The sequence below is a fragment of the Pseudomonas sp. NEEL19 genome (assembly GCF_028751975.1).
GTDB lineage: Bacteria > Pseudomonadota > Gammaproteobacteria > Pseudomonadales > Pseudomonadaceae > Aquipseudomonas > Aquipseudomonas juntendi.
The window spans coordinates 4182526-4201350 of record NZ_CP081491.1; the positions used below are offsets into that span (position 1 = coordinate 4182526).

Below are 18825 nucleotides of genomic sequence, written 5' to 3' on the forward strand. Positions count from 1 at the left end.
CTAACGCGATTCCAGGGCCCCAAGGCTCAGGCAGAGGCGTTGGCCGGGCGGAAGCTGAAATAGTCGCGCAGCGAGCGCACGAAATCGTCGTACTCGCGCGGGGCCTGCAGCAGCATGAAGCCCGAATCGTAATGCCCAGGGGTCTGGTCCTCACTGCACCACAGGCAACTGGCGGTCAGGTTGACGAACTGGAACCCGCCGCCGGCCAGCGGCATGCGAAGTTGCAGTTCATAATCGGGCCCTACCAGCACGGGCAGTTGGCTGATGACCATCAGGCCGTCTTCCGAGGCGTTGCCGAGCAGGCCGATTTCCTGGTCGGTAAAGCGGTTGAACACCTTGAGGGCACAAGGGAGCTGATGGCGTTCGATGCGGCGTTTGTTGAACATGATGGCGAGTGTATTCCGTACCTGATGCCAGGAATACAAGGTACTGGCGGTTGTTGTAACAGCTGGGTTACAGATTAGCGCAGCACGCGCCGCGAATCCCGTGAAATAAACCACACCTTTGTATTAGCGCCAAGGTGCAGTAGTCGCCGGCCGGGCCACGGCCGCTTCGGTACCGCGCAAATGACCAAGCTTCTCCAGCGTCTGCAGGCGGGCCTGGGCGCGATAGGCGTACTCGTTGCGCGGGTATTGCTGGATCAGGTACTCGTAGGTCTGGGCGGCGTCCACGTACAACGCCTGGCGCTCCAGGCACTGGCCGCGCAGCAGCGACACTTCGGGGTGGATGAACGGGCGCGCGCGGCTGGTACGGTCTACTTGTGACAGCTCCAGCATCACCCGCGCGCAATCACCCCGGTCATAGGCGCGATAGGCATTGTTCAGGTGGTGGTCCATGGACCAGCGGGTACAGCCGACAGCACTGGCGGCGAGGGCGAAAACGATCAGGGCTCGCATGGCAATCTCCTTTGATAGCAAACCTATCGGCCGCTGTCGGGTTTTCTTCAGCGGCGCGCGACAAGCGCAAGGCCGCCACGAGCGGCATGAATGCCGCACGCGCTTTTCCTTGTAGCTTACTGCTTGTAGCTTGCAGCTGCCCTACCCTGGAAGTCACAGGTAGTGCAACGGAACAATGACTACAGCGAGATTCAGGAGTAGCCTTTCGCTGCGCTTCACTATAGGAGTCTGTGCATGAGCATCCGCCGTACCAAAATCGTCGCCACCCTTGGCCCCGCCAGCAACTCGCCGGAAGTGATCGAACAGCTGATCCTTACCGGTCTCGACGTGGCACGCCTGAACTTCTCCCACGGCACGCCGGACGAGCACAAGGCCCGCGCGCGCCTGATCCGCGACATCGCTGCCAAGAACGGCCGCCATGTTGCACTGCTGGGCGACCTGCAGGGTCCGAAGATCCGCATCGCGAAGTTCGCCAACAAGCGCATCGAACTGAAGATCGGTGACAAGTTCACCTTCTCCACCGCCCACCCGCTGACCGAAGGCAACCAGGATATCGTCGGCATCGACTACCCGGACCTGGTCAAGGACTGCGGTGTCGGTGACGAACTGCTGCTCGACGATGGCCGCGTGGTCATGCGCGTCGAAACCGCCACCGCCGATGCCCTGCACTGCGTGGTGATCATCGGTGGCCCGCTGTCGGACCACAAGGGCATCAACCGTAAAGGTGGCGGCCTGACCGCACCGGCCCTGACCGAAAAGGACAAGGCCGACATCAAGCTGGCTGCGGAAATGGACCTGGACTACCTGGCCGTGTCGTTCCCGCGGGACGCCAGCGACATGGAATACGCGCGCAAGCTGCGTGACGAGTCCGGTGGCAGCGCCTGGCTGGTGGCCAAGATCGAGCGCGCCGAAGCCGTCGCCGACGACGAGACCCTGGACAAGCTGATCCTCGCTTCCGACGCCGTCATGGTCGCCCGCGGTGACTTGGGCGTGGAAATCGGCGACGCCGAGCTGATCGCCATTCAGAAGAAGATCATCCAGCACGCTCGCCGCAACAACAAGGCAGTGATCGTGGCGACCCAGATGATGGAGTCGATGATCCAGAACCCGATGCCGACCCGTGCCGAAGTGTCCGACGTGGCCAACGCCGTGCTCGACAACACCGACGCGGTCATGCTGTCGGCGGAAAGTGCTGCCGGTTCGTACCCGATCGAAGCCGTACAGGCCATGGCCCGCATCTGCTCCGGTGCCGAGAAGCACCCGACCAGCCAGCGCTCCAGCCACCGCCTGCACACCACCTTCGAGCGCTGCGACGAAAGCATCGCCCTGGCGGCGATGTACACGGCCAACCACTTCCCGGGCGTGAAGGCGATCATCGCCTTGACTGAAAGCGGCTACACCCCGCTGATCATGTCGCGCCTGCGCTCGCACGTGCCGATCTTCGCGCTCTCGCCGCACCGCGCGACCCAGGCACGGGCCAACATGTTCCGTGGCGTCTACCCGATTGCCTTCGACCCCGCTTCGCTGCCGGCCGACAAAGTCAGCCAGGCAGCTGTCGACGAACTGCTCAAGCGCGGCTTGGTAGAACAAGGCGACTGGGTGATCCTGACCAAAGGTGACAGCTACCACACCATCGGTGGCACCAATGGCATGAAGATCCTGCATGTGGGTGATCCGCTGGTCGGCTGAGCCTGCCTCAGAGGGGGCCGCTCTGCGGCCCTTCGCGGGCGTGCCCGCTCCTACAGGTACAGTGCCAGCCTCAGGCCTGTCGTTACCCCTGTGGGAGCGGGCGAGCCCGCGAATAGGCCGGCACAGTCAACCGCGAAGGCGGGCGCAACACTAGGGGTTCAGCCAGACAGTGCCCGGCGCTGTTGCGCGCCACGTGCAGCACCCGGATATAGGTCGCCCTGCCTGAAAGGGGGCCGCTCTGCGGCCCTTCGCGGGCAGGCCCGCTCCTACAGGTACAGCGCCAGCCTCAGGCCTGTCGTTACCCCTGTGGGAGCGGGCGAGCCCGCGAATAGGCCGGCACAGCCAACCCGACTACCTCAGGCATGTTCAACGAAGACGTCAGTAAATACTTGCCCCCGCGGCACGCCGGCAATGAACAGCCGCCGCGCAAACCGGTCCACACTCCCCGCTGCCCCACACACCAGCGCCACCGTCTGCCGCGAAGGCGGGCGCAACCGCGCCAGCGCTTCATCCATCTGCTCTTCCAGGACCAGCTCGACCTGCACGCCTTGCAGCTGCATCAGGGGTTCAGCCAGATAGTGCCCGGCGCTGTTGCGCGCCACGTGCAGCACCCGAATCTCGCCGCGATGCCCCTGCCGCACAGCCTCACGCAAGATCCCCCACAACGGCGCAAGCCCGGTTCCGGCCGCCAGCAGCCAGAGCGGCCGATCCTGCCAATCCAGGTCGTAGTGCAACGCACCGCCCCTGAATTCGCCCAGGCGAAGCACATCTGCTACCTGCAAACCACGCGCCTTGTCGCAAAAGGCGCCGGGGCGCCGGCAATCGATGTGAAACTCCAGGAAGTCATCTTCCCCCGGCAGGCTGGCCAGTGAATAAGGCCGCGCTACCGAACCATTCCACAGCACCACATGCTGCCCCGCCTGGTAACGCACCGCCCGCTCGGGCCGTAGCCGTACACGCAACACGTCACCGTACCAGTCCAGCGCACAGACGTGCGCCGGCACACCATCGCGCTGCGGGTCGAACAACGCAACCTGCAAGTCCTCGATCACCCTGCACTGGCAAGCCAGGCGCCAGCCCAGGGCGTGCTGGTCCAGGGCCAGGGCCTCAGGCATGGCGTCCAGCGGCTGCCCGCACTGGCAGTGCACCAGGCAGGCGTGGCAGCTTCCGGCGCGGCAGCTGTAGGGCACGTTGAGCCCGGCCTCGTTCAGGGCATCGAGCAGGTTGCTGCCGGTCGGCACCGCCCAGCGGTGCTCGCCTACGCAAAGTTCGGGCATCTTCAGGTATCTCTTCCCGCTTCAGGTTGTGGGGGGGCGCTCTGCGCGCCCGTCGATAGTAAGGCCAACCACAGGCGTCAGCAGCAAAAAGGATGCCCAGCCCCAACCGACCAAGGTCCAGACCACTCGCAGGTGTGCCACGCGGTGAGGCACGCTATACTGCCGCGCCCTTTTGCGTCGGCCATGCTGCCGGCGCGCCTTTGCAAGGCGTCTCGACATGCTGGTCGGCACCGTCGAGCGTCTCTATGAATGTTCCCGTCTTTAAGAGGAGCGCGCTGCATGACCGTGATCAAGCAAGACGACCTGATTCAGAGCGTCGCCGACGCCCTGCAATTCATCTCGTACTACCACCCCGTCGATTTCATCCAGGCCATGCACGAGGCCTATCTGCGCGAAGAGTCGCCTGCTGCCCGCGACTCCATCGCCCAGATCCTGATCAACTCGCGCATGTGCGCCACCGGCCACCGCCCGATCTGCCAGGACACCGGTATCGTCACCGTGTTCGTGCGCGTGGGTATGGATGTGCGCTGGGACGGTGCCACCTTGAGCGTCGACGACATGATCAACGAAGGTGTGCGTCGCGCCTACAACCTGCCTGAAAACGTCCTGCGTGCCTCGATCCTGGCCGACCCGGCCGGTGCCCGCAAGAACACCAAGGACAACACCCCAGCCGTTATCCACTATTCCATCGTGCCTGGCGACAAGGTCGAGGTCGATGTCGCCGCCAAGGGCGGCGGCTCGGAGAACAAGTCGAAGATGGCCATGCTCAACCCGTCCGACTCGATCGTCGACTGGGTGCTCAAGACCGTACCGACCATGGGTGCTGGCTGGTGCCCGCCTGGCATGCTCGGCATCGGCATTGGCGGTACCGCCGAGAAGGCCGCGGTCATGGCCAAGGAAGTGTTGATGGAGTCCATCGACATTCATGAGCTCAAAGCCCGTGGCCCACAAAACCGCCTGGAAGAAATCCGCCTGGAGCTGTTCGAGAAGGTCAACCAACTGGGCATCGGTGCCCAGGGCCTGGGTGGCCTGACCACCGTGCTCGACGTGAAGATCATGGACTACCCGACCCACGCCGCTTCGCTGCCGGTGTGCATGATCCCCAACTGCGCCGCCACCCGCCACGCGCACTTCGTGCTCGATGGCTCCGGCCCGGCCGAGCTGGAAGCGCCATCGCTGGACGCCTACCCGGAAATCGTCTGGGAAGCCGGCCCAAGCGCACGTCGCGTCAACCTCGACGATATCACCCCGGAAGAAGTCGCCAGCTGGAAGCCGGGCGAAACCATCCTGCTCAACGGCAAGATGCTGACCGGCCGCGACGCCGCGCACAAGCGCATGGTGGAAATGCTCAACCGTGGCGAAGCGCTGCCAGTGGACCTCAAAGGCCGCTTCATCTACTACGTTGGCCCGGTCGACCCGGTCGGTGACGAAGTGGTTGGCCCTGCCGGCCCGACCACTGCCACCCGCATGGACAAGTTCACCCGCCAGATCCTCGAGCAGACGGGCCTGCTGGGCATGATCGGCAAGTCCGAACGTGGCCCGACCGCGATCGAAGCGATCAAGGACAACAAGGCCGTATACCTGATGGCCGTGGGCGGCGCTGCCTACCTGGTAGCCCAGGCTATCCGCAAGTCCAAGGTACTGGCCTTCGCCGAACTGGGCATGGAAGCGATCTACGAGTTCGAGGTCAAGGACATGCCAGTCACCGTTGCCGTAGACAGCAACGGTGAGTCGGTGCATATCACTGGCCCGGCCCTGTGGCAGAGCAAGATTGCCCAGAGCCTGGCAGTCGAAGTCAAGTAAACCTGATGTAACAGCGGCGCCTGCTTCGCGGGTGAACCCGCTCCTACAGGGACCTCATGTCCCCGGTGGGAGCGGGTTCACCCGCGAAGCAGGCGCCTCTGCTTTCAACGCACTCTGTCAAACTGCTCTGGCCAGTCCCTGCGGGTAAACACCTGCCCTTCCCGCCGCACTCGCCGTACTTCCTCAAGGTCCACGTCACACACCAGCCACTGGCTTCTGCCCGGGTCAAGCGCTGCGCTCAAGGCAACCACACCGTCCCCCGGCATGCCATGGTCCGGCGGTACGAACAACCCTGCCCGGCCAATATTCTCATCCAGCGCCGGCGACCAGGCCGCCAGCCCTACCGTCGGGCTTTGCAACACCGCTATCTGGTTCTCCAGCGCCCGTGCCTGGGTACCGATGCGCACCCGGTGATAGCCCGCCTCGGTGTCGGTGCAGCTCGGTGCCAGGATCAGGTCGGCACCCAACTCGGCCAACTGCCGGGCCAGCATCGGGAACTCATTGTCGTAGCAGATCAGAATGCCCACACGCCCCAGTGCAGTATCGAACACCCGCAGCCCCTGGCCGGCGCTGATGCCCCACTGCTCTCGCTCGAAGCGGGTCATCATCAGTTTGTCCTGGTAGCCCAGCGGCCCCTCGGGACCGAACAGCCAGGCACGGTTGCGGTAGGCACCGTCATTGTCCAGCACCGGCACGCTCCCCGGCTGCAGGTAGATGCCCCAGCGCCTGGCCATGCTTTCACACAAGGCTGCCCAGGCGCCGAGCAGCGGTTGGATCCCGGCAATCGAACCCAGCAGGTCGCCCCGCTGTTCACCTCTCAACTGGCCGCTGAGTACCAGCCCGGCATACTCGGGCAGCAACAGCAAACGGGCGCCCGCCGCCACCGCTTCGGCGCACAGGCCCTGCAGGTGGTCGGCGTAGGCGTCCCAGGTTTCATGCAGTTCGATGGCGTACTGGCAGGCCGCCAGGCGGATCATACCGGCAGTTCCTTCAGCCAGAACGACATCAGCTTGTCGGAGCTTTCCTGCTCGTCCAGGTCACGCCAGGCATAGCGGGTGCGCAGCGACGGGTCGTGCAGGAAACCGCGGTTACGCCAGAAACCATGCAACGGCTTGTAGTCTGCAGGCCGGCGCGGGTGTACACCGGGCCGCTCGACCGCACAGAACGCGCAGTAGTCGAACTCGGCCAGTTTGTGGGCATAAGACTCGCGTTCGATGAAGAAACGCACGCCCAAACCTTGGCCGCGGTACTCCGGCAACACCAGCGACTCACCAAAGTAATAAACGCTGGCCGGGTCCCGCCCCTGGGCCAGGAACGGCTGCTGGAACTCCGGGGCCACGTCCACCAGCGGCAGGCCGGTAGATGCACCCACCACCTGGCCTTGGTCCAGCGCCAGCACCACCAGGCTGCGCCCGGAACGGGCATAGTTGGCCAGGTAGTCGGCTTCGTACTCCGGGGTGCCGTCGTACAGGTAGGGGAACTCGCGGAATACGGTAAGGCGCAAGCGAGCGAGGTCATCGATATAGGGCGCGATAGCGGCGCCGTGCAACAGGCGTATTTCCATGCTTGGCGGTCGTTTTGTCGATGTGGATGACGCGCTCGGCTAAGCCGGGCTTGAGGGGGAACCGTATCATCCGGGGCAACGACCCGCCTTTTCCCTACACGACAGGTATTGTTCCATGACCGCTACCGAACTGGTAAATGCGTACTACGCCGCCTTCAACGCCGGCGACATGCCGGGTTTTCTGGCACTGCTCAGCGAAGACGTGATCCACGACATCAACCAGGGCGAGCGGCAGATGGGCAAGGCCAGGTTTGCAGCGTTCATGGACAAGATGAACCGCTGCTACCGCGAGCGCCTGGCCGACATCGTGGTCATGCAGAACGCCGACGGCAGCCGTGCGGCGGCGGAGTTCACCGTGCATGGCCAGTACCTGGCCAATGACGATGGGTTGCCGCCGGCGAACGGGCAGACCTACGTGCTGCCGGCCGGGGCCTTCTTCTACATCCATTGCGGCAAGATTGCCCGCGTGACCAACTACTACAACCTCAATGACTGGGTTGAACAGGTAGGTTGAGCCCGTACGGGCCTGTTCGCGGGTTCACCTGCGAACACGCCTGTCAGGCGATGCGGGTGCCCAGCACCTTGAGGAAGGCCGCCAGCCACGCCGGGTGCGCCGGCCAGGCCGGGGCGGTTACCAGGTTGCCATCCACATGGGCCTGGTCCACGGCGATGTCGATGAACGTCCCACCCGCCAGCCGCACCTCCGGCGCACACGCCGGGTAGGCGCTGCATTCGCGCCCTTCCAGCACCCCGGCCGCTGCCAGCAACTGCGCACCATGGCACACTGCTGCAATCGGCTTGCCGGCCTGGTCGAACGCCCGCACCAGCTCCAGCACCTTCTCGTCCAGGCGCAGGTACTCCGGCGCCCGGCCACCCGGGATCAGCAGCGCGTCGTAGCGCTCGGGCCGCACCCGCACGAAATCGAAGTTCAGGGCAAAGTTGTGCCCGGGTTTTTCGCTGTAGGTCTGCTCACCCTCGAAATCATGAATCGCGGTACGCACCGTCTGCCCCGCCAGCTTCTCCGGGCACACCGCGTGCACCGTGTGGCCGACCATGCTCAGTGCCTGGAACGGCACCATTGCTTCGTAATCCTCGACGTAATCGCCGACCAGCATCAGAATTTTTTTCGCCGTCATCGCACACACTCCTTCGCTCGCCCGTGAACAGTCATTGCACGATAGCCGCTATCAGTCGCGGCGGTCGAGCAGGTTCACCACCAGCCGGTCGAGCCAGCCCCAGATGCGCTGCTTGACCCGCCGCCACAGCGGCCGGGCGTGCCAATGGGCCAGGTCGACTTCCTCGCTCAGGGCAAAATCGCGCTCGAAGCTGGCGACCACGGCCGCCGTCAGCGGTGGGTCCAGTGCCTCGATGTTGGCTTCCAGGTTGAAGCGCAGGTTCCAATGGTCGAAATTGCAGGAGCCAACGCTGACCCAGTCGTCCACCACGGCCATCTTCAGGTGCAGGAAGCACGGCTGGTACTCGAAAATGCGTACACCAGCGCGCAGCAGGCGCGGGTAGTAGCGGTGCCCGGCATAACGGACCGAGGGGTGGTCGGTGCGCGGCCCGGTCAGCAGCAGCCGCACGTCCAGGCCCTTGCTGGCGGCCCGGCGCAAGGAACGGCGTACACTCCAGGTTGGCAAGAAGTAGGGCGTGGCCAGCCATACCCGTTGCTTGCCGCTGTTCAGGGCGCGCACCAGCGCGTGCAGGATATCCTGGTGCTGACGGGCGTCGGCGTAGGCCACCCGGCCCATGCCCTGCCCCTGCGCCGGCACCTTGGGCAGGCGCGGCAAACCAAAGCCCTCGGCGGGGCGCCATGCGGTGCGGCGGTTGTTGGCATGCCACTGGCGGTCGAACAGCAATTGCCAGTCGGCCACCACCGGGCCTTGCATCTGCACCATCACCTCGTGCCAGTCACTGCGCGCCTGGCCGGGTGTCCAGAACTCATCGGTTACGCCCGTGCCGCCGACCACGGCCCAGCGCTCGTCCACCAACAGCAGTTTGCGGTGGTCGCGGTACAAGTTGCGCAGGCCACGCTTCCAGCGCAGGCGGTTGTACCAGCGCAGGTCCACGCCCGCCGCCAGCAAGCGCTGGCGTAGCTTGCTGTTGAAGGCCAGCGAACCGTAGTCGTCGAACAGGCAGCGCACTCGCACTCCCCGCCGGGCCGTGTGCTCCAGCGCTTCGACCACCGCCTCGGCACAGGCCCCTGCCTCGACCAGGTAGAGCTCCAGATCTACCTGCAACTCGGCGCGCTCGATCGCCCCAAGCATGCGCGGAAAGAACTCGGGGCCGTCGATCAGCAGTTCGAACTGGTTACCCTCCCGCCAGGGAAATACCGGCCCCGGCATGTCAGCGCGCGGTGAAAATCAGCACCGCATTGACCGGCACCGACGGGTTGATGGATTTGAGCTTGGCAAACTTGCGCAGGTTTTCCAGCCCCGGCAGCAGGCCAAAGTCCTCGGCACGCAGCAGCAGTGGCTCTAGGGTGACCACCTGGAACCGTCGCGCATCCAGGCGGGTTGCCAGCAACAAGGCGTTGTAGCGGTGCGACTGCCCGTGCAAGGTGACCGTCAGCGGCAGGCGCAGCTCGATCTGGGCACCATCGGCCAGGTCATTGATCGGACGCAGGTCGATTTGCGCCTTCACCGTGGCCTCGGCAAAGCGGCCGACCTCGAACAGCTGGTCACGCATCTGCTCATCACGCAGGGGGATGCCACTGCTGACCGAATCCATCTCGATGCGCAAGCCCGCCACGCCCTTGTTGTCGACCGAACCATGCAGCACCAGGAAGCGATGCACTTCGGCGGTATCGCCGTTCTTGCCGGTAATGAACGACAAGCGCGAAGACTCGCCATCGAGGTGCCAGTTGGCATGGGCGGGCAGGCAAACAGCCAGCAACAGGGCGAAGAGCGCGGAGGGCAACTTGAACATGACAAATCTCAGAAAACCAAGCCGCCAACCTTACCCGCCCGCTTTAGCGGCAGCAAGCGGCGTGCCCTGCTGGGGCTTGCGCACTCATGCAGAGCCCACAGCAGCCCAGGCCTTGTACAGCCGTTTCTCCCGCGCCGCCGCAGCCAGCGCCATCACCCCCTGATCCCGCTGCCACAGTCGGCCCAATGCGCCGGCCCCGCCGCCAACGCCGCGTCTACCTGCGGCCGCAGGGCCTGGAATGGCACGTACAAGCCCCGGGGTTGTCACGCAAGCATCACCAAAGCTTCACCGGGGTGACACCGCGTCTGCCTAGGCTGACTTTGCACAACAAAGCCGACCGGCCGCAACCCTTCATGGCTGGCTTATGGAGACTCGCAATGACTCGGATCGCTCACGCTGGCGACAACAGCACTGAACGCCGTCTGCAAGCCGAACGCCTGGTTGGCGCCAAGGCGCTGCAAGAAGCCCAAGCCTTGCGTTACCAAGTGTTCAGCGCAGAATTCAAGGCCAAACTCAAAGGTGCCGAGCACGGCCTGGACATGGACGACTACGACGTGCACTGCCGCCACATTGGTGTACGCGACCTGAGTACCGGCAAGCTGGTGGCCACTACCCGGCTGCTTGACCACCAGGCCGCCAGCAGCCTGGGGCGGTTCTACAGCGAAGAAGAATTCCGCCTGCACGGCCTGTTGCAGCTGCAAGGGCCGATCCTTGAACTGGGGCGTACCTGCGTAGCCCCCGCCTACCGCAATGGCGGCACCATTGCCGTGCTCTGGGGCGAGCTGGCCGAGGTCCTCAATGAAGGCCGCTACCGTTACCTGATGGGCTGCGCCAGCATCCCCATGCAGGACGGTGGCGTACAGGCCCAGGCCGTGATGCAGCGCCTGCGCGAGCGCTACCTGTGCACCGAACACCTGCGCGCCGAACCGAAGAAGCCGCTGCCGAACCTGGCGCTGCCCAACAACGTCATCGCCGAACTGCCACCGCTGCTCAAAGCCTATATGCGCCTGGGTGCAAAGATCTGCGGCGAGCCGTGCTGGGACGAAGACTTCCAGGTCGCCGACGTGTTCATCCTGCTCAAGCGCGACGACCTGTGCCCGCGCTACGCCCGCCACTTCAAGGCGGCAGTCTGATGCCCAGGCTGCGGGTGCTGGCCCGCGTCTGCAGGCTGCTGCTGGTCGTGCTGCTCGGCGTGCTTATGGCCAGCGTGATCGCCGTGGGGCAGCGGCTGGGCCTGAAGGCCTCGCTCGAACGGCGCCAGCGCTGGACCTGCCTGTTCATGAAACGCCTGGTCGCAGCCCTGCCCTTCGACGTGCAGGTGCGCGGGGCGCTGCCGCAGCGGCCGATGTTGTGGGTCAGCAACCATGTGTCATGGACCGACATCCCCCTGCTGGGCATGCTGATGCCCCTGTCATTCCTGTCCAAGGCCGAAGTGCGCCAGTGGCCGCTGGCCGGCTGGCTGGCGGACCAGGCCGGCACGCTGTTCATTCGTCGTGGGGGCGGCGACAGCGAACGGCTGCGCGAGCAGATTGCCAGGCAACTGGGCCTGGCCCGACCGCTGCTGATCTTTCCTGAAGGCACCACCACCAGCGGTCACGCCTTGCGCACTTTCCATGGCCGCCTGCTGGCAGCGGCCATCGACCGTGGCGTAGCGGTGCAGCCAGTGGCTGTGCAGTACCTGCGTGACGGCCAGATCGACCCGGTTGCGCCCTTTGTTGGTGACGATGACCTGGTGGCGCACCTGCTGCGCCTGTTCGCCCAGCCACGTGCGCAGGTGTGCATTCACCTGTTGCCGCCGATCGGGACTGTGGGCAAGGAACGTGCGCTGCTGGCAATGCAGGCACAGCAGGCGATTCACCTGGCGTTGTATGGGTTCGAAAACGTCGAGGCGGCGCCACGGCGGCAGGCGCGGGCTGCCTGATCTCTATCTCATGTTGCGGCCCTATCGCCGGCATGCCGGCTTTAAAGGTACTGCGTTGGCCTGCAAACCTGCAGTGAACTTGTGGGAGCTGGCTTGCCGGCGATAGGGCCACCACAGGCAACCAACATCAGTTGCCTGACACACGCCCCGCCGCTGCAAACGCCTGCAATTGCGGGTAGAACGCGCGGAAGTCCGCCAGCAGCGGCTCGTACAGCCGCTCCAGCTCCACCATCACCCCCGCCATCGCGTCTGGCCGCGACAGCCGCCGGCCGATACCGTTGAACACCTGTTCCAGCGTGGCGAAGTCGCCATAAGCGCCCAACCAGTCATCGGCAGCCATGAACGGCGCAATGCGCGCCAGCCGCCCCGGCAGCTCAGGCTCCGCCAGCAATACCCGATAAAACGCGCCCGTGAACTGCGCCAAGGGCTGCTCGGCATAGTCGTGCCAATGCCGCGCCAGGCAGTGGTCGAAAAACACGTCCAGCACGATGCCGGCGAAGCGCCGCCGCTCACGCGGGAACCGCGCCAGCGCCGCCAGTACCAATGGGTGCCGGTCGGTATAGCTGTCGATATGCCGGTGCAACCGGATAGCCGCCTCCAAGGCAGGCGGGAAGCGCCCGTCCAGCGAGCCTTTGACGAAATCGCCGTACAGGCTGCCCAGCAGTTGTTGCGGGGCCGGCCCGCCCAGGTGCAAATGTGCAAGGTAGTTCATGAGCGCAGTCTACCACCGCGGCGCCCAATATCGTTATAACGCGATATAGCGATTTTAACTCAGCTAAGCACCACTGGATATTTGGATATCGGCATTCAGCGATTTATATTTCGCCCTATCGCGATATACCGCTACAACGAGCCTCACGCCATGCCACTCGATCTCGACGAAATCATAAAAGCGCTGGCCCACCCGGTCAGGCGAGAAATTCTCAGCTGGCTGAAAGACCCGGCAAACCAGTTCCCGGACCAGTACCACAGCACCGAAAACGGTGTGTGTGCCGGGCAGATCGACCAACGCTGCGGCCTTTCGCAGTCGACCGTCTCCGCCCACCTGGCCACCTTGCAGCGTGCCGGGCTGATCAGCAGCCAGAAGATCGGCCAATGGCATTTCTTCAAACGCAACGAAGCCACCATCCAGGCGTTCCTGGAACAACTGCGCCAAGCGCTTTGACCAGCAGGTAACCGACATGACCACGCTTTTCGATCCGATCACCCTGGGCGACCTGCAGTTGCCCAACCGCATCATCATGGCCCCACTCACCCGCTGCCGTGCAGACGAGGGCCGCGTGCCCAATGCCTTGATGGCCGAGTACTACGTCCAACGCGCCAGCGCCGGGCTGATTCTCAGCGAGGCAACCTCGGTCACCGCCATGGGCGTCGGCTACCCTGATACGCCCGGTATCTGGAACGATGAGCAAGTCCGCGGCTGGACCAATGTCACCAAGGCCGTGCATGGCGCTGGCGGGCGCATATTCCTGCAGCTGTGGCACGTGGGGCGTATCTCGCACCCCAGCTACCTGAACGGCGAACTGCCGGTGGCCCCCAGCGCGATCCAGGCCAAGGGGCATGTCAGCCTGGTACGCCCGCTGAGTGACTACCCCACCCCGCGCGCACTGGAAACCGAAGAAATCAGCGACATCGTCGAGGCCTACCGCAGCGGTGCAGAAAACGCCAAGGCCGCCGGCTTCGATGGTGTGGAAATTCACGGCGCCAATGGCTACCTGCTCGACCAGTTCCTGCAAAGCAGTACCAATCAGCGCACCGACCGCTACGGCGGCTCGCTGGAAAACCGCGCACGCCTGCTGCTGGAAGTGACCGATGCCGCCATCGAGGTGTGGGGGGCCAACCGGGTCGGCGTGCACCTGGCACCACGTGCCGACGCCCACGACATGGGTGACGCCGACCGTGCCGAGACGTTCACGTACGTTGCCCGCGAACTGGGCAAACGCGGCATCGCTTTCATCTGCTCGCGGGAGCGTGAAGCCGACGACAGCATCGGGCCGTTGATCAAGGCGGCGTTTGGTGGGCCATACATCGTCAACGAGCGTTTCGACAAGGCAAGTGCCAATTCAGCCCTGGCCGATGGCAAGGCCGATGCGGTGGCGTTCGGGGTGCCGTTCATTGCCAACCCGGACCTGCCGGCACGCCTGGCAGCGGATGCACCGTTGAACGAGGCGCACCCCGAAACGTTCTATAGCAAGGGGCCGGTGGGGTATATCGATTACCCGCGCCTGTAACCCAGCGAACCCGCTGCTACCGTGCACCTGTAGCAGCGGGTTCAGGCCATTTCAGGGCCGAGCGTTGATTTGCTGCTGCAGGTTCTGGATCTGGCTCTGTAGGGTGTTGAGGTTGCGCGTGGTCTGCCCGCGGAACGCATCGAACTCCTGTACCGATGCGCCACTTGAGCCCGACGAGCCGCGGTTTTCCATTTGCGTCTTGAGCACCAGCACGTCCTGCTCCAGGCTTTCGATCGCCGCACTCGGGTTGCCCTGCTTCTTCAGCGCAGCCACCTCTTCGCTCAGGTTTTTGAGCTGCCCATCAAGCTTGCCACCGTCTACCTGGCCCGACTTCAACGCCGCCAGCTCGGCATTCACCGCCTTCAACTGCGCCTGCAGCTGGCCCTGCAATTCGGTCACGGCTTTCTGCTGCTCACGGGTATCGGCCAGCACCTGCTCCAGGCGCTTGCCCAGGTCGCCGGCCTGGCCAGCCACGCCTTGCTGCTGCTTGCTCTGCTCGGCCAGGCTGGCCTGCAACTGGCGGATCTGCAGCTTGAGCGCCTCGCTGCCGGTGTTGACCGACGATTCGCTGGCAGCGACCTTGCCACTGATTGCCTGCAAGCGCCCCGCTGCATCCTCGCTGATGCGGGCAAAGCTTTCCTGGGTGGCCACCAGTTGCTGCTCCATCAGCGAGATCTGCTGGAAGCTCCACCAGCCCAGCCCGGCCAGGGCTATGAACGAGGCCCCCAGCAGCACCCACAAAGGCCCGGTGCTGGCCGGCCTGGCCGCCTTCTGGCGGCTACGGGCCACGTGCGCCGGCAACAGTTCGTTATCATCAGGGGTGCCGGCCCGCAGGGTTGGCACATCATCGAAATCGTCGTGAGCATCGTTGCGCATGGGTGAGTTCAACCGCGGTAATAGCAAAGAAACAGGAGTATAAACCGCTCGCGCGGCGCACTGCTGACCCTAATCGGCGCGCCGCGTTCACTGCCCCGGGGGCTGATGTTTCCACCAGGCGCAGAATTCATCCAGCGCCGTCCACAGGCTGATCTTCGGCTGATAGTCCAGGTACTGCCTGGCGCGGCTGATGTCGAGGGTGAAATCACGGCTCATAACCTGCATTCCCAACCGCGACAAGGTCGGTTGCGGGCGCCCCGGCCATAGCATGCAGGCGGCTTCGTTGAGCGCAGCCAGGCTGTAGGCCAGGCCGTAGGAACGGTAGCGGGTCACCTGCGGCAACTGCATCTGGCGCATCACGTAGTTGACCACGTCCCACAACGGCAGCGGCTGGCCGTTGCTGATGTTGTAGGCCTGGCCCAATGCCCGGTCATCGGCGAACAGGGCGCTGAGCAGTGCCTCGTTGAGGTTGTGCACACTGGTGAAATCAACCTTGTTCAGGCCATTGCCGATGATCGCGACCCGGCCCTTGCGCTGCATCTGCATCAGCCGCGGGAAGATGCTGGCATCGCCGGCCCCGGTGACGAAGCGGGGGCGCAGTGCCAACACCTCGAGGCCAAACTCCTGCGCACCGAACACTTTCTGCTCGGCCAGGTACTTGGTTTTCCCATAATGGTCATGGAACCGGCGCGGCAGCTGGTCTTCCCGGATGTCGAGGCGCGAGCGGCCGTTGAAGTACATGGACGGCGACGACAGGTGTACCAGGCGCCGCACGTGCTCCTTGAGGCACCCTTCGACCACGTTCTCGGTGACCACCACGTTGGCTTGGTGGAAATCCTGATAACGCCCCCAGTGCCCCACCGCGCCGGCACAGTGCACCACCGCTTCGACGCCCTGGCAAAGGCGCCGGGCCAGCTCGGCATCGTTCAGGTCGCCGGGGATGAACTGGGCACCGCGCTTGACCAGGTGCTCCACCCCCTCCGCACGGCGGCCGCTGACCCGCACGTCCAGGCCCTGCTCCAGGGCGAAACGCGCAAAGCGCCCGCCAATGAAGCCACTCGCGCCGGTGACCAGAATTCGCATGTAACACTCCGTCTTGCCAGATTTCAGATGCAACTGACGCCAGCCGCGGCTACAACGGCACCAGCCATTGCCCTGCCGTATGCCGCAGATGCTCGGTCAGTTGCGCGAGCAATTGCCCGCCATTGCGCCAATGATGCCAGTACAGCGGCACGTCGATGGGGGTATCGCTGCAAATTTCCACCAACTGCCCACCGGCCAGTTGCTCGCGGGCCTGCAATTCGGGCACCAGCCCCCAGCCCAGGCCCGCCTCGGTCATGCGCAGGAAGCCTTCGGATGACGGGCACAGGTGGTGCAGGAAACCGTCCTCCATGCCCAGCGACGCCAGGTAGCGGTGCTGCAGGAAGTCGTCCGGGCCGTACACGATGGCCGGGGTGCGGGCCAGGCGGCTGGCGACAAAGCCCTGGGGAAAATGGCGCGCCATGAACCCGGGGCTGGCCAACGCCCGATAACGCATTGCCCCCAACGGTAGGCTGCGTGCCCCGGCCACAGGCCGTTCACTGCCACACAGGCAGGCCGCCACCTCACCCGCACGCATGCGCTTCAGGCCCACTTCCTGGTCTTCCACCACCAGGTCGGTCAGCACGTTCTGCTGCGCACAGAAGTTGCCCACCGCGCCAGCCCACCAAGTGGCCAGGCTGTCGGCGTTGAGGGCGATGCGCAGGCGCTCTGGCATGCCTTCTTCGTCCAGCGCCGGCACCTGGCGCTGCAGGTCACGTTCAAGCAGGCGTACCTGCTGCACATGGTTGAGCAACTGGCGGCCGACCTCTGTAGGGCTGGGCGGGGTAGCGCGCACCAGCACGGGCTGGCCGACCCGCGCCTCGAGCAGTTTGATGCGCTGGGAAATGGCCGATTGCGACAGGCCCAGCACTTGCGCGGCACGCTCGAAACCACCCTGTTCGATCACGGCCGCCAGGGCGGCAAGCAGCTTGTAGTCGAACATCGATTTTCCTAATGAGGGATCAGCTTTATTTGTTTTTCTTATACCGCCCCAACCCACACAATGGCCAGCATCATTTATGACCTTTTCGGAGAGCCTCGCCATGTGGCAAAGCTATCTCAACGGCATGCTGGTGGCCTTCGGCCTGATCATGGCCATCGGCGCTCAGAACGCCTTCGTACTTGCTCAAAGCCTGCGCCGCGAGCACCACCTGCCGGTGGCAGCACTGTGCATCGTCTGCGATGCCATCCTGGTGGCGGCCGGTGTGTTTGGCCTGGCCACCGTACTGGCGCACAACCCGACCTTGCTGGCGATCGCCCGCTGGGGCGGGGCGGTGTTCCTCATCTGGTACGGGGCCAAGGCTTTGCGCAGTGCCTGTTCGACACAAAGCCTGCAGCACCAGCAAGGCCAAGGCACACGTTCACGTCGTGCGGTACTGCTCAGTGCCTTGGCGGTGACGTTGCTGAACCCGCACGTGTACCTCGACACGGTGTTGCTGATCGGCTCGCTGGGCGCCCAGCAGACCGAGCCCGGGGCTTATGTGGCCGGGGCCGCCAGCGCTTCACTGCTGTGGTTCTCGACCCTGGCGCTCGGCGCGGCCTGGCTGGCTCCGTGGCTGGCGCGGCCGGCAACCTGGCGCATGCTCGACCTGATGGTGGCGGTCATGATGTTTGCGGTGGCGGCGCAGTTGATCTTCAACTGATCCCAAGGGCCCTGGCACGCATAGCCCGAGACCACCGGTCGGCATGGCTCGACCGCCCCGGAACCTCTATTCCCTATGTTTGTTGCGTGGTTATGCGCCGGACCCGGTGCTATGATCCAGCCCTTGCGTCGCAAAGAGTAAAAACTCGCCGACGCTGATCGGGCCGCCCGTGATCGGCCTTGCGCAAACCGCAAACAGACCTGAATCAGGAGATCCACCATGGCTTTTGAATTGCCGCCGCTGCCGTACGCCCACGATGCCCTGCAGCCGCACATCTCCAAGGAAACCCTGGAGTATCACCACGACAAGCACCACAACACCTATGTCGTGAACCTGAACAACCTGGTCCCAGGCACCGAATTCGAAGGCAAGTCCCTCGAAGAAATCGTCAAGGCCTCTTCGGGCGGCATCTTCAACAACGCCGCTCAAGTCTGGAACCACACCTTCTACTGGAACTGCCTGTCGCCAAACGGCGGCGGCCAGCCAACCGGCGCCCTGGCCGATGCCATCAACGCGGCCTTCGGTTCCTTCGACAAGTTCAAGGAAGAGTTCACCAAGACTTCGGTCGGCACCTTCGGTTCCGGCTGGGGCTGGCTGGTGAAGAAAGCCGACGGCTCCCTGGCCCTGGCCAGCACCATTGGCGCCGGCTGCCCGCTGACCAGCGGCGACACCCCGCTGCTGACCTGCGACGTCTGGGAACACGCCTACTACATCGACTACCGCAACCTGCGTCCGAAGTACGTCGAGGCGTTCTGGAACCTGGTCAACTGGGCCTTCGTTGCCGAGCAGTTCGAAGGCAAGACCTTCAAGGCCTGAGTCACCAAGCCTTGAACAGAAAACCCGGCCATGTGCCGGGTTTTTTTGTGCCTGCCAGGGGCCGCCGCGCCGGTACACCGAGCCGCACGGTTTTGCTTGCT

The 18825-nt window shown here is 64.4% G+C and carries 21 protein-coding genes and 1 pseudogene; 9 read left to right on the top strand and 13 right to left on the bottom strand.

The features are described from left to right. Positions 1-26: 26 nt before the first annotated feature. Positions 27-386, bottom strand: coding sequence for a PilZ domain-containing protein (locus K4A76_RS18565; protein WP_009685637.1), 360 nt, complete (start codon positions 384-386; stop codon positions 27-29). Positions 387-509: 123 nt separating this feature from the next. Next, entirely contained in the window at positions 510-896 is a 387-nt protein-coding gene (locus K4A76_RS18570) for a tetratricopeptide repeat protein (RefSeq protein ID WP_274410892.1), read from the bottom strand. Positions 897-1130: 234 nt separating this feature from the next. On the opposite strand from K4A76_RS18570, the gene pyk reads away from it, so the two are divergent. Next, positions 1131-2585 (top strand): pyruvate kinase, encoded by a 1455-nt coding sequence (gene pyk, locus K4A76_RS18575; protein WP_274410893.1) that lies wholly within the window; start codon positions 1131-1133, stop codon positions 2583-2585. Positions 2586-2941: 356 nt separating this feature from the next. Here the strand turns inward: pyk and K4A76_RS18580 are convergent, their stop codons facing one another. Next, positions 2942-3862 (bottom strand): iron-sulfur-binding ferredoxin reductase, encoded by a 921-nt coding sequence (locus tag K4A76_RS18580; RefSeq protein WP_274410894.1) that lies wholly within the window; start codon positions 3860-3862, stop codon positions 2942-2944. Between the two features lie 279 nt (positions 3863-4141). Here K4A76_RS18580 and K4A76_RS18585 point away from each other — a divergent pair, with 279 nt between their 5' ends. Then, positions 4142-5665, top strand: coding sequence for a fumarate hydratase (locus K4A76_RS18585; RefSeq protein ID WP_009685641.1), 1524 nt, complete (start codon positions 4142-4144; stop codon positions 5663-5665). Positions 5666-5769: 104 nt separating this feature from the next. Here the strand turns inward: K4A76_RS18585 and K4A76_RS18590 are convergent, their stop codons facing one another. Both K4A76_RS18590 and K4A76_RS18595 read right to left on the bottom strand, forming a co-directional pair. After that, entirely contained in the window at positions 5770-6642 is an 873-nt protein-coding gene (locus tag K4A76_RS18590; RefSeq protein ID WP_274410895.1) for a carbon-nitrogen hydrolase family protein, read from the bottom strand. After that, positions 6639-7229: a GNAT family N-acetyltransferase gene (locus tag K4A76_RS18595; protein WP_009685643.1), complete on the bottom strand. Its 591-nt coding sequence runs from the start codon at positions 7227-7229 to the stop codon at positions 6639-6641. Before K4A76_RS18595 ends, K4A76_RS18590 begins: the two co-directional genes overlap by 4 nt. 115 nt (positions 7230-7344) lie before the next feature. Here K4A76_RS18595 and K4A76_RS18600 point away from each other — a divergent pair, with 115 nt between their 5' ends. Further along, on the top strand, positions 7345-7743 hold the full coding sequence (locus K4A76_RS18600; RefSeq protein ID WP_029887342.1) for a nuclear transport factor 2 family protein: 399 nt from the start codon (positions 7345-7347) through the stop codon (positions 7741-7743). Positions 7744-7786: 43 nt separating this feature from the next. Here the strand turns inward: K4A76_RS18600 and K4A76_RS18605 are convergent, their stop codons facing one another. From K4A76_RS18605 to K4A76_RS23795, 4 genes and pseudogenes are all read right to left on the bottom strand, one after another. Beyond that, on the bottom strand, positions 7787-8365 hold the full coding sequence (locus K4A76_RS18605; protein ID WP_009685645.1) for a DJ-1/PfpI family protein: 579 nt from the start codon (positions 8363-8365) through the stop codon (positions 7787-7789). Between the two features lie 51 nt (positions 8366-8416). Next, on the bottom strand, positions 8417-9574 hold the full coding sequence (locus K4A76_RS18610) for a phospholipase D-like domain-containing protein (protein ID WP_274410896.1): 1158 nt from the start codon (positions 9572-9574) through the stop codon (positions 8417-8419). 1 nt (position 9575) lies between these two features. Next, positions 9576-10157, bottom strand: coding sequence for a YceI family protein (locus K4A76_RS18615; protein WP_009685647.1), 582 nt, complete (start codon positions 10155-10157; stop codon positions 9576-9578). 84 nt (positions 10158-10241) lie between these two features. Beyond that, a pseudogene (locus K4A76_RS23795) lies at positions 10242-10411 on the bottom strand (acyl-CoA dehydrogenase); the annotation flags it as partial. A gap of 123 nt (positions 10412-10534) precedes the next feature. Between K4A76_RS23795 and olsB the strand changes: the two are divergent. Then, positions 10535-11290: an L-ornithine N(alpha)-acyltransferase gene (gene olsB, locus K4A76_RS18620; protein WP_029887338.1), complete on the top strand. Its 756-nt coding sequence runs from the start codon at positions 10535-10537 to the stop codon at positions 11288-11290. Beyond that, entirely contained in the window at positions 11290-12078 is a 789-nt protein-coding gene (locus K4A76_RS18625; RefSeq protein ID WP_274410897.1) for a lysophospholipid acyltransferase family protein, read from the top strand. The genes olsB and K4A76_RS18625 overlap by 1 nt, the downstream gene beginning before the upstream one ends. Positions 12079-12205: 127 nt before the next feature. Here the strand turns inward: K4A76_RS18625 and K4A76_RS18630 are convergent, their stop codons facing one another. Further along, positions 12206-12790, bottom strand: a complete 585-nt coding sequence (locus K4A76_RS18630) for an acyl carrier protein phosphodiesterase (RefSeq protein WP_274410898.1) — start codon at positions 12788-12790, stop codon at positions 12206-12208. 150 nt (positions 12791-12940) lie between these two features. Here K4A76_RS18630 and K4A76_RS18635 point away from each other — a divergent pair, with 150 nt between their 5' ends. After that, a complete protein-coding gene (locus K4A76_RS18635) occupies positions 12941-13243 on the top strand; it encodes an ArsR/SmtB family transcription factor (RefSeq protein ID WP_054906130.1) in 303 nt (100 codons plus the stop codon). Positions 13244-13259: 16 nt separating this feature from the next. Next, a complete protein-coding gene (locus tag K4A76_RS18640; protein ID WP_274410899.1) occupies positions 13260-14309 on the top strand; it encodes an alkene reductase in 1050 nt (349 codons plus the stop codon). 51 nt (positions 14310-14360) lie between these two features. Here K4A76_RS18640 and K4A76_RS18645 read toward each other — a convergent pair whose 3' ends face one another. The 3 genes from K4A76_RS18645 to K4A76_RS18655 form a co-directional block, all read right to left on the bottom strand. After that, positions 14361-15185 (bottom strand): ATPase, encoded by an 825-nt coding sequence (locus K4A76_RS18645; protein ID WP_274410900.1) that lies wholly within the window; start codon positions 15183-15185, stop codon positions 14361-14363. 87 nt (positions 15186-15272) lie between these two features. Further along, positions 15273-16268, bottom strand: a complete 996-nt coding sequence (locus K4A76_RS18650) for an NAD-dependent epimerase/dehydratase family protein (protein ID WP_115294680.1) — start codon at positions 16266-16268, stop codon at positions 15273-15275. A 49-nt stretch (positions 16269-16317) separates the two neighbouring features. Further along, positions 16318-17208 carry a LysR family transcriptional regulator ArgP gene (locus K4A76_RS18655; protein ID WP_029887119.1) on the bottom strand — a complete coding sequence of 297 codons (891 nt, stop codon included), beginning with the start codon at positions 17206-17208 and terminating at the stop codon, positions 16318-16320. Positions 17209-17308: 100 nt separating this feature from the next. On the opposite strand from K4A76_RS18655, the gene K4A76_RS18660 reads away from it, so the two are divergent. Continuing rightward, positions 17309-17908: a LysE/ArgO family amino acid transporter gene (locus tag K4A76_RS18660; RefSeq protein WP_274410902.1), complete on the top strand. Its 600-nt coding sequence runs from the start codon at positions 17309-17311 to the stop codon at positions 17906-17908. Positions 17909-18127: 219 nt separating this feature from the next. Beyond that, on the top strand, positions 18128-18724 hold the full coding sequence (locus K4A76_RS18665) for a superoxide dismutase (RefSeq protein WP_009686825.1): 597 nt from the start codon (positions 18128-18130) through the stop codon (positions 18722-18724). Positions 18725-18825 lie beyond the last annotated feature (101 nt).

Excerpts from the sequence above, each read along its gene's own strand:
- K4A76_RS18565 (WP_009685637.1), bottom strand. The coding sequence starts at position 386 with ATGTTCAACAAACGCCGCATCGAACGCCATCAGCTCCCTTGTGCCCTC.
- K4A76_RS18570 (WP_274410892.1), bottom strand. The coding sequence starts at position 896 with ATGCGAGCCCTGATCGTTTTCGCCCTCGCCGCCAGTGCTGTCGGCTGT.
- pyk (WP_274410893.1), top strand. The coding sequence starts at position 1,131 with ATGAGCATCCGCCGTACCAAAATCGTCGCCACCCTTGGCCCCGCCAGC.
- K4A76_RS18580 (WP_274410894.1), bottom strand. The coding sequence starts at position 3,862 with ATGCCCGAACTTTGCGTAGGCGAGCACCGCTGGGCGGTGCCGACCGGC.
- K4A76_RS18585 (WP_009685641.1), top strand. The coding sequence starts at position 4,142 with ATGACCGTGATCAAGCAAGACGACCTGATTCAGAGCGTCGCCGACGCC.
- K4A76_RS18590 (WP_274410895.1), bottom strand. The coding sequence starts at position 6,642 with ATGATCCGCCTGGCGGCCTGCCAGTACGCCATCGAACTGCATGAAACC.
- K4A76_RS18595 (WP_009685643.1), bottom strand. The coding sequence starts at position 7,229 with ATGGAAATACGCCTGTTGCACGGCGCCGCTATCGCGCCCTATATCGAT.
- K4A76_RS18600 (WP_029887342.1), top strand. The coding sequence starts at position 7,345 with ATGACCGCTACCGAACTGGTAAATGCGTACTACGCCGCCTTCAACGCC.
- K4A76_RS18605 (WP_009685645.1), bottom strand. The coding sequence starts at position 8,365 with ATGACGGCGAAAAAAATTCTGATGCTGGTCGGCGATTACGTCGAGGAT.
- K4A76_RS18610 (WP_274410896.1), bottom strand. The coding sequence starts at position 9,574 with ATGCCGGGGCCGGTATTTCCCTGGCGGGAGGGTAACCAGTTCGAACTG.
- K4A76_RS18615 (WP_009685647.1), bottom strand. The coding sequence starts at position 10,157 with ATGTTCAAGTTGCCCTCCGCGCTCTTCGCCCTGTTGCTGGCTGTTTGC.
- olsB (WP_029887338.1), top strand. The coding sequence starts at position 10,535 with ATGACTCGGATCGCTCACGCTGGCGACAACAGCACTGAACGCCGTCTG.
- K4A76_RS18625 (WP_274410897.1), top strand. The coding sequence starts at position 11,290 with ATGCCCAGGCTGCGGGTGCTGGCCCGCGTCTGCAGGCTGCTGCTGGTC.
- K4A76_RS18630 (WP_274410898.1), bottom strand. The coding sequence starts at position 12,790 with ATGAACTACCTTGCACATTTGCACCTGGGCGGGCCGGCCCCGCAACAA.
- K4A76_RS18635 (WP_054906130.1), top strand. The coding sequence starts at position 12,941 with ATGCCACTCGATCTCGACGAAATCATAAAAGCGCTGGCCCACCCGGTC.
- K4A76_RS18640 (WP_274410899.1), top strand. The coding sequence starts at position 13,260 with ATGACCACGCTTTTCGATCCGATCACCCTGGGCGACCTGCAGTTGCCC.
- K4A76_RS18645 (WP_274410900.1), bottom strand. The coding sequence starts at position 15,185 with ATGCGCAACGATGCTCACGACGATTTCGATGATGTGCCAACCCTGCGG.
- K4A76_RS18650 (WP_115294680.1), bottom strand. The coding sequence starts at position 16,268 with ATGCGAATTCTGGTCACCGGCGCGAGTGGCTTCATTGGCGGGCGCTTT.
- K4A76_RS18655 (WP_029887119.1), bottom strand. The coding sequence starts at position 17,208 with ATGTTCGACTACAAGCTGCTTGCCGCCCTGGCGGCCGTGATCGAACAG.
- K4A76_RS18660 (WP_274410902.1), top strand. The coding sequence starts at position 17,309 with ATGTGGCAAAGCTATCTCAACGGCATGCTGGTGGCCTTCGGCCTGATC.
- K4A76_RS18665 (WP_009686825.1), top strand. The coding sequence starts at position 18,128 with ATGGCTTTTGAATTGCCGCCGCTGCCGTACGCCCACGATGCCCTGCAG.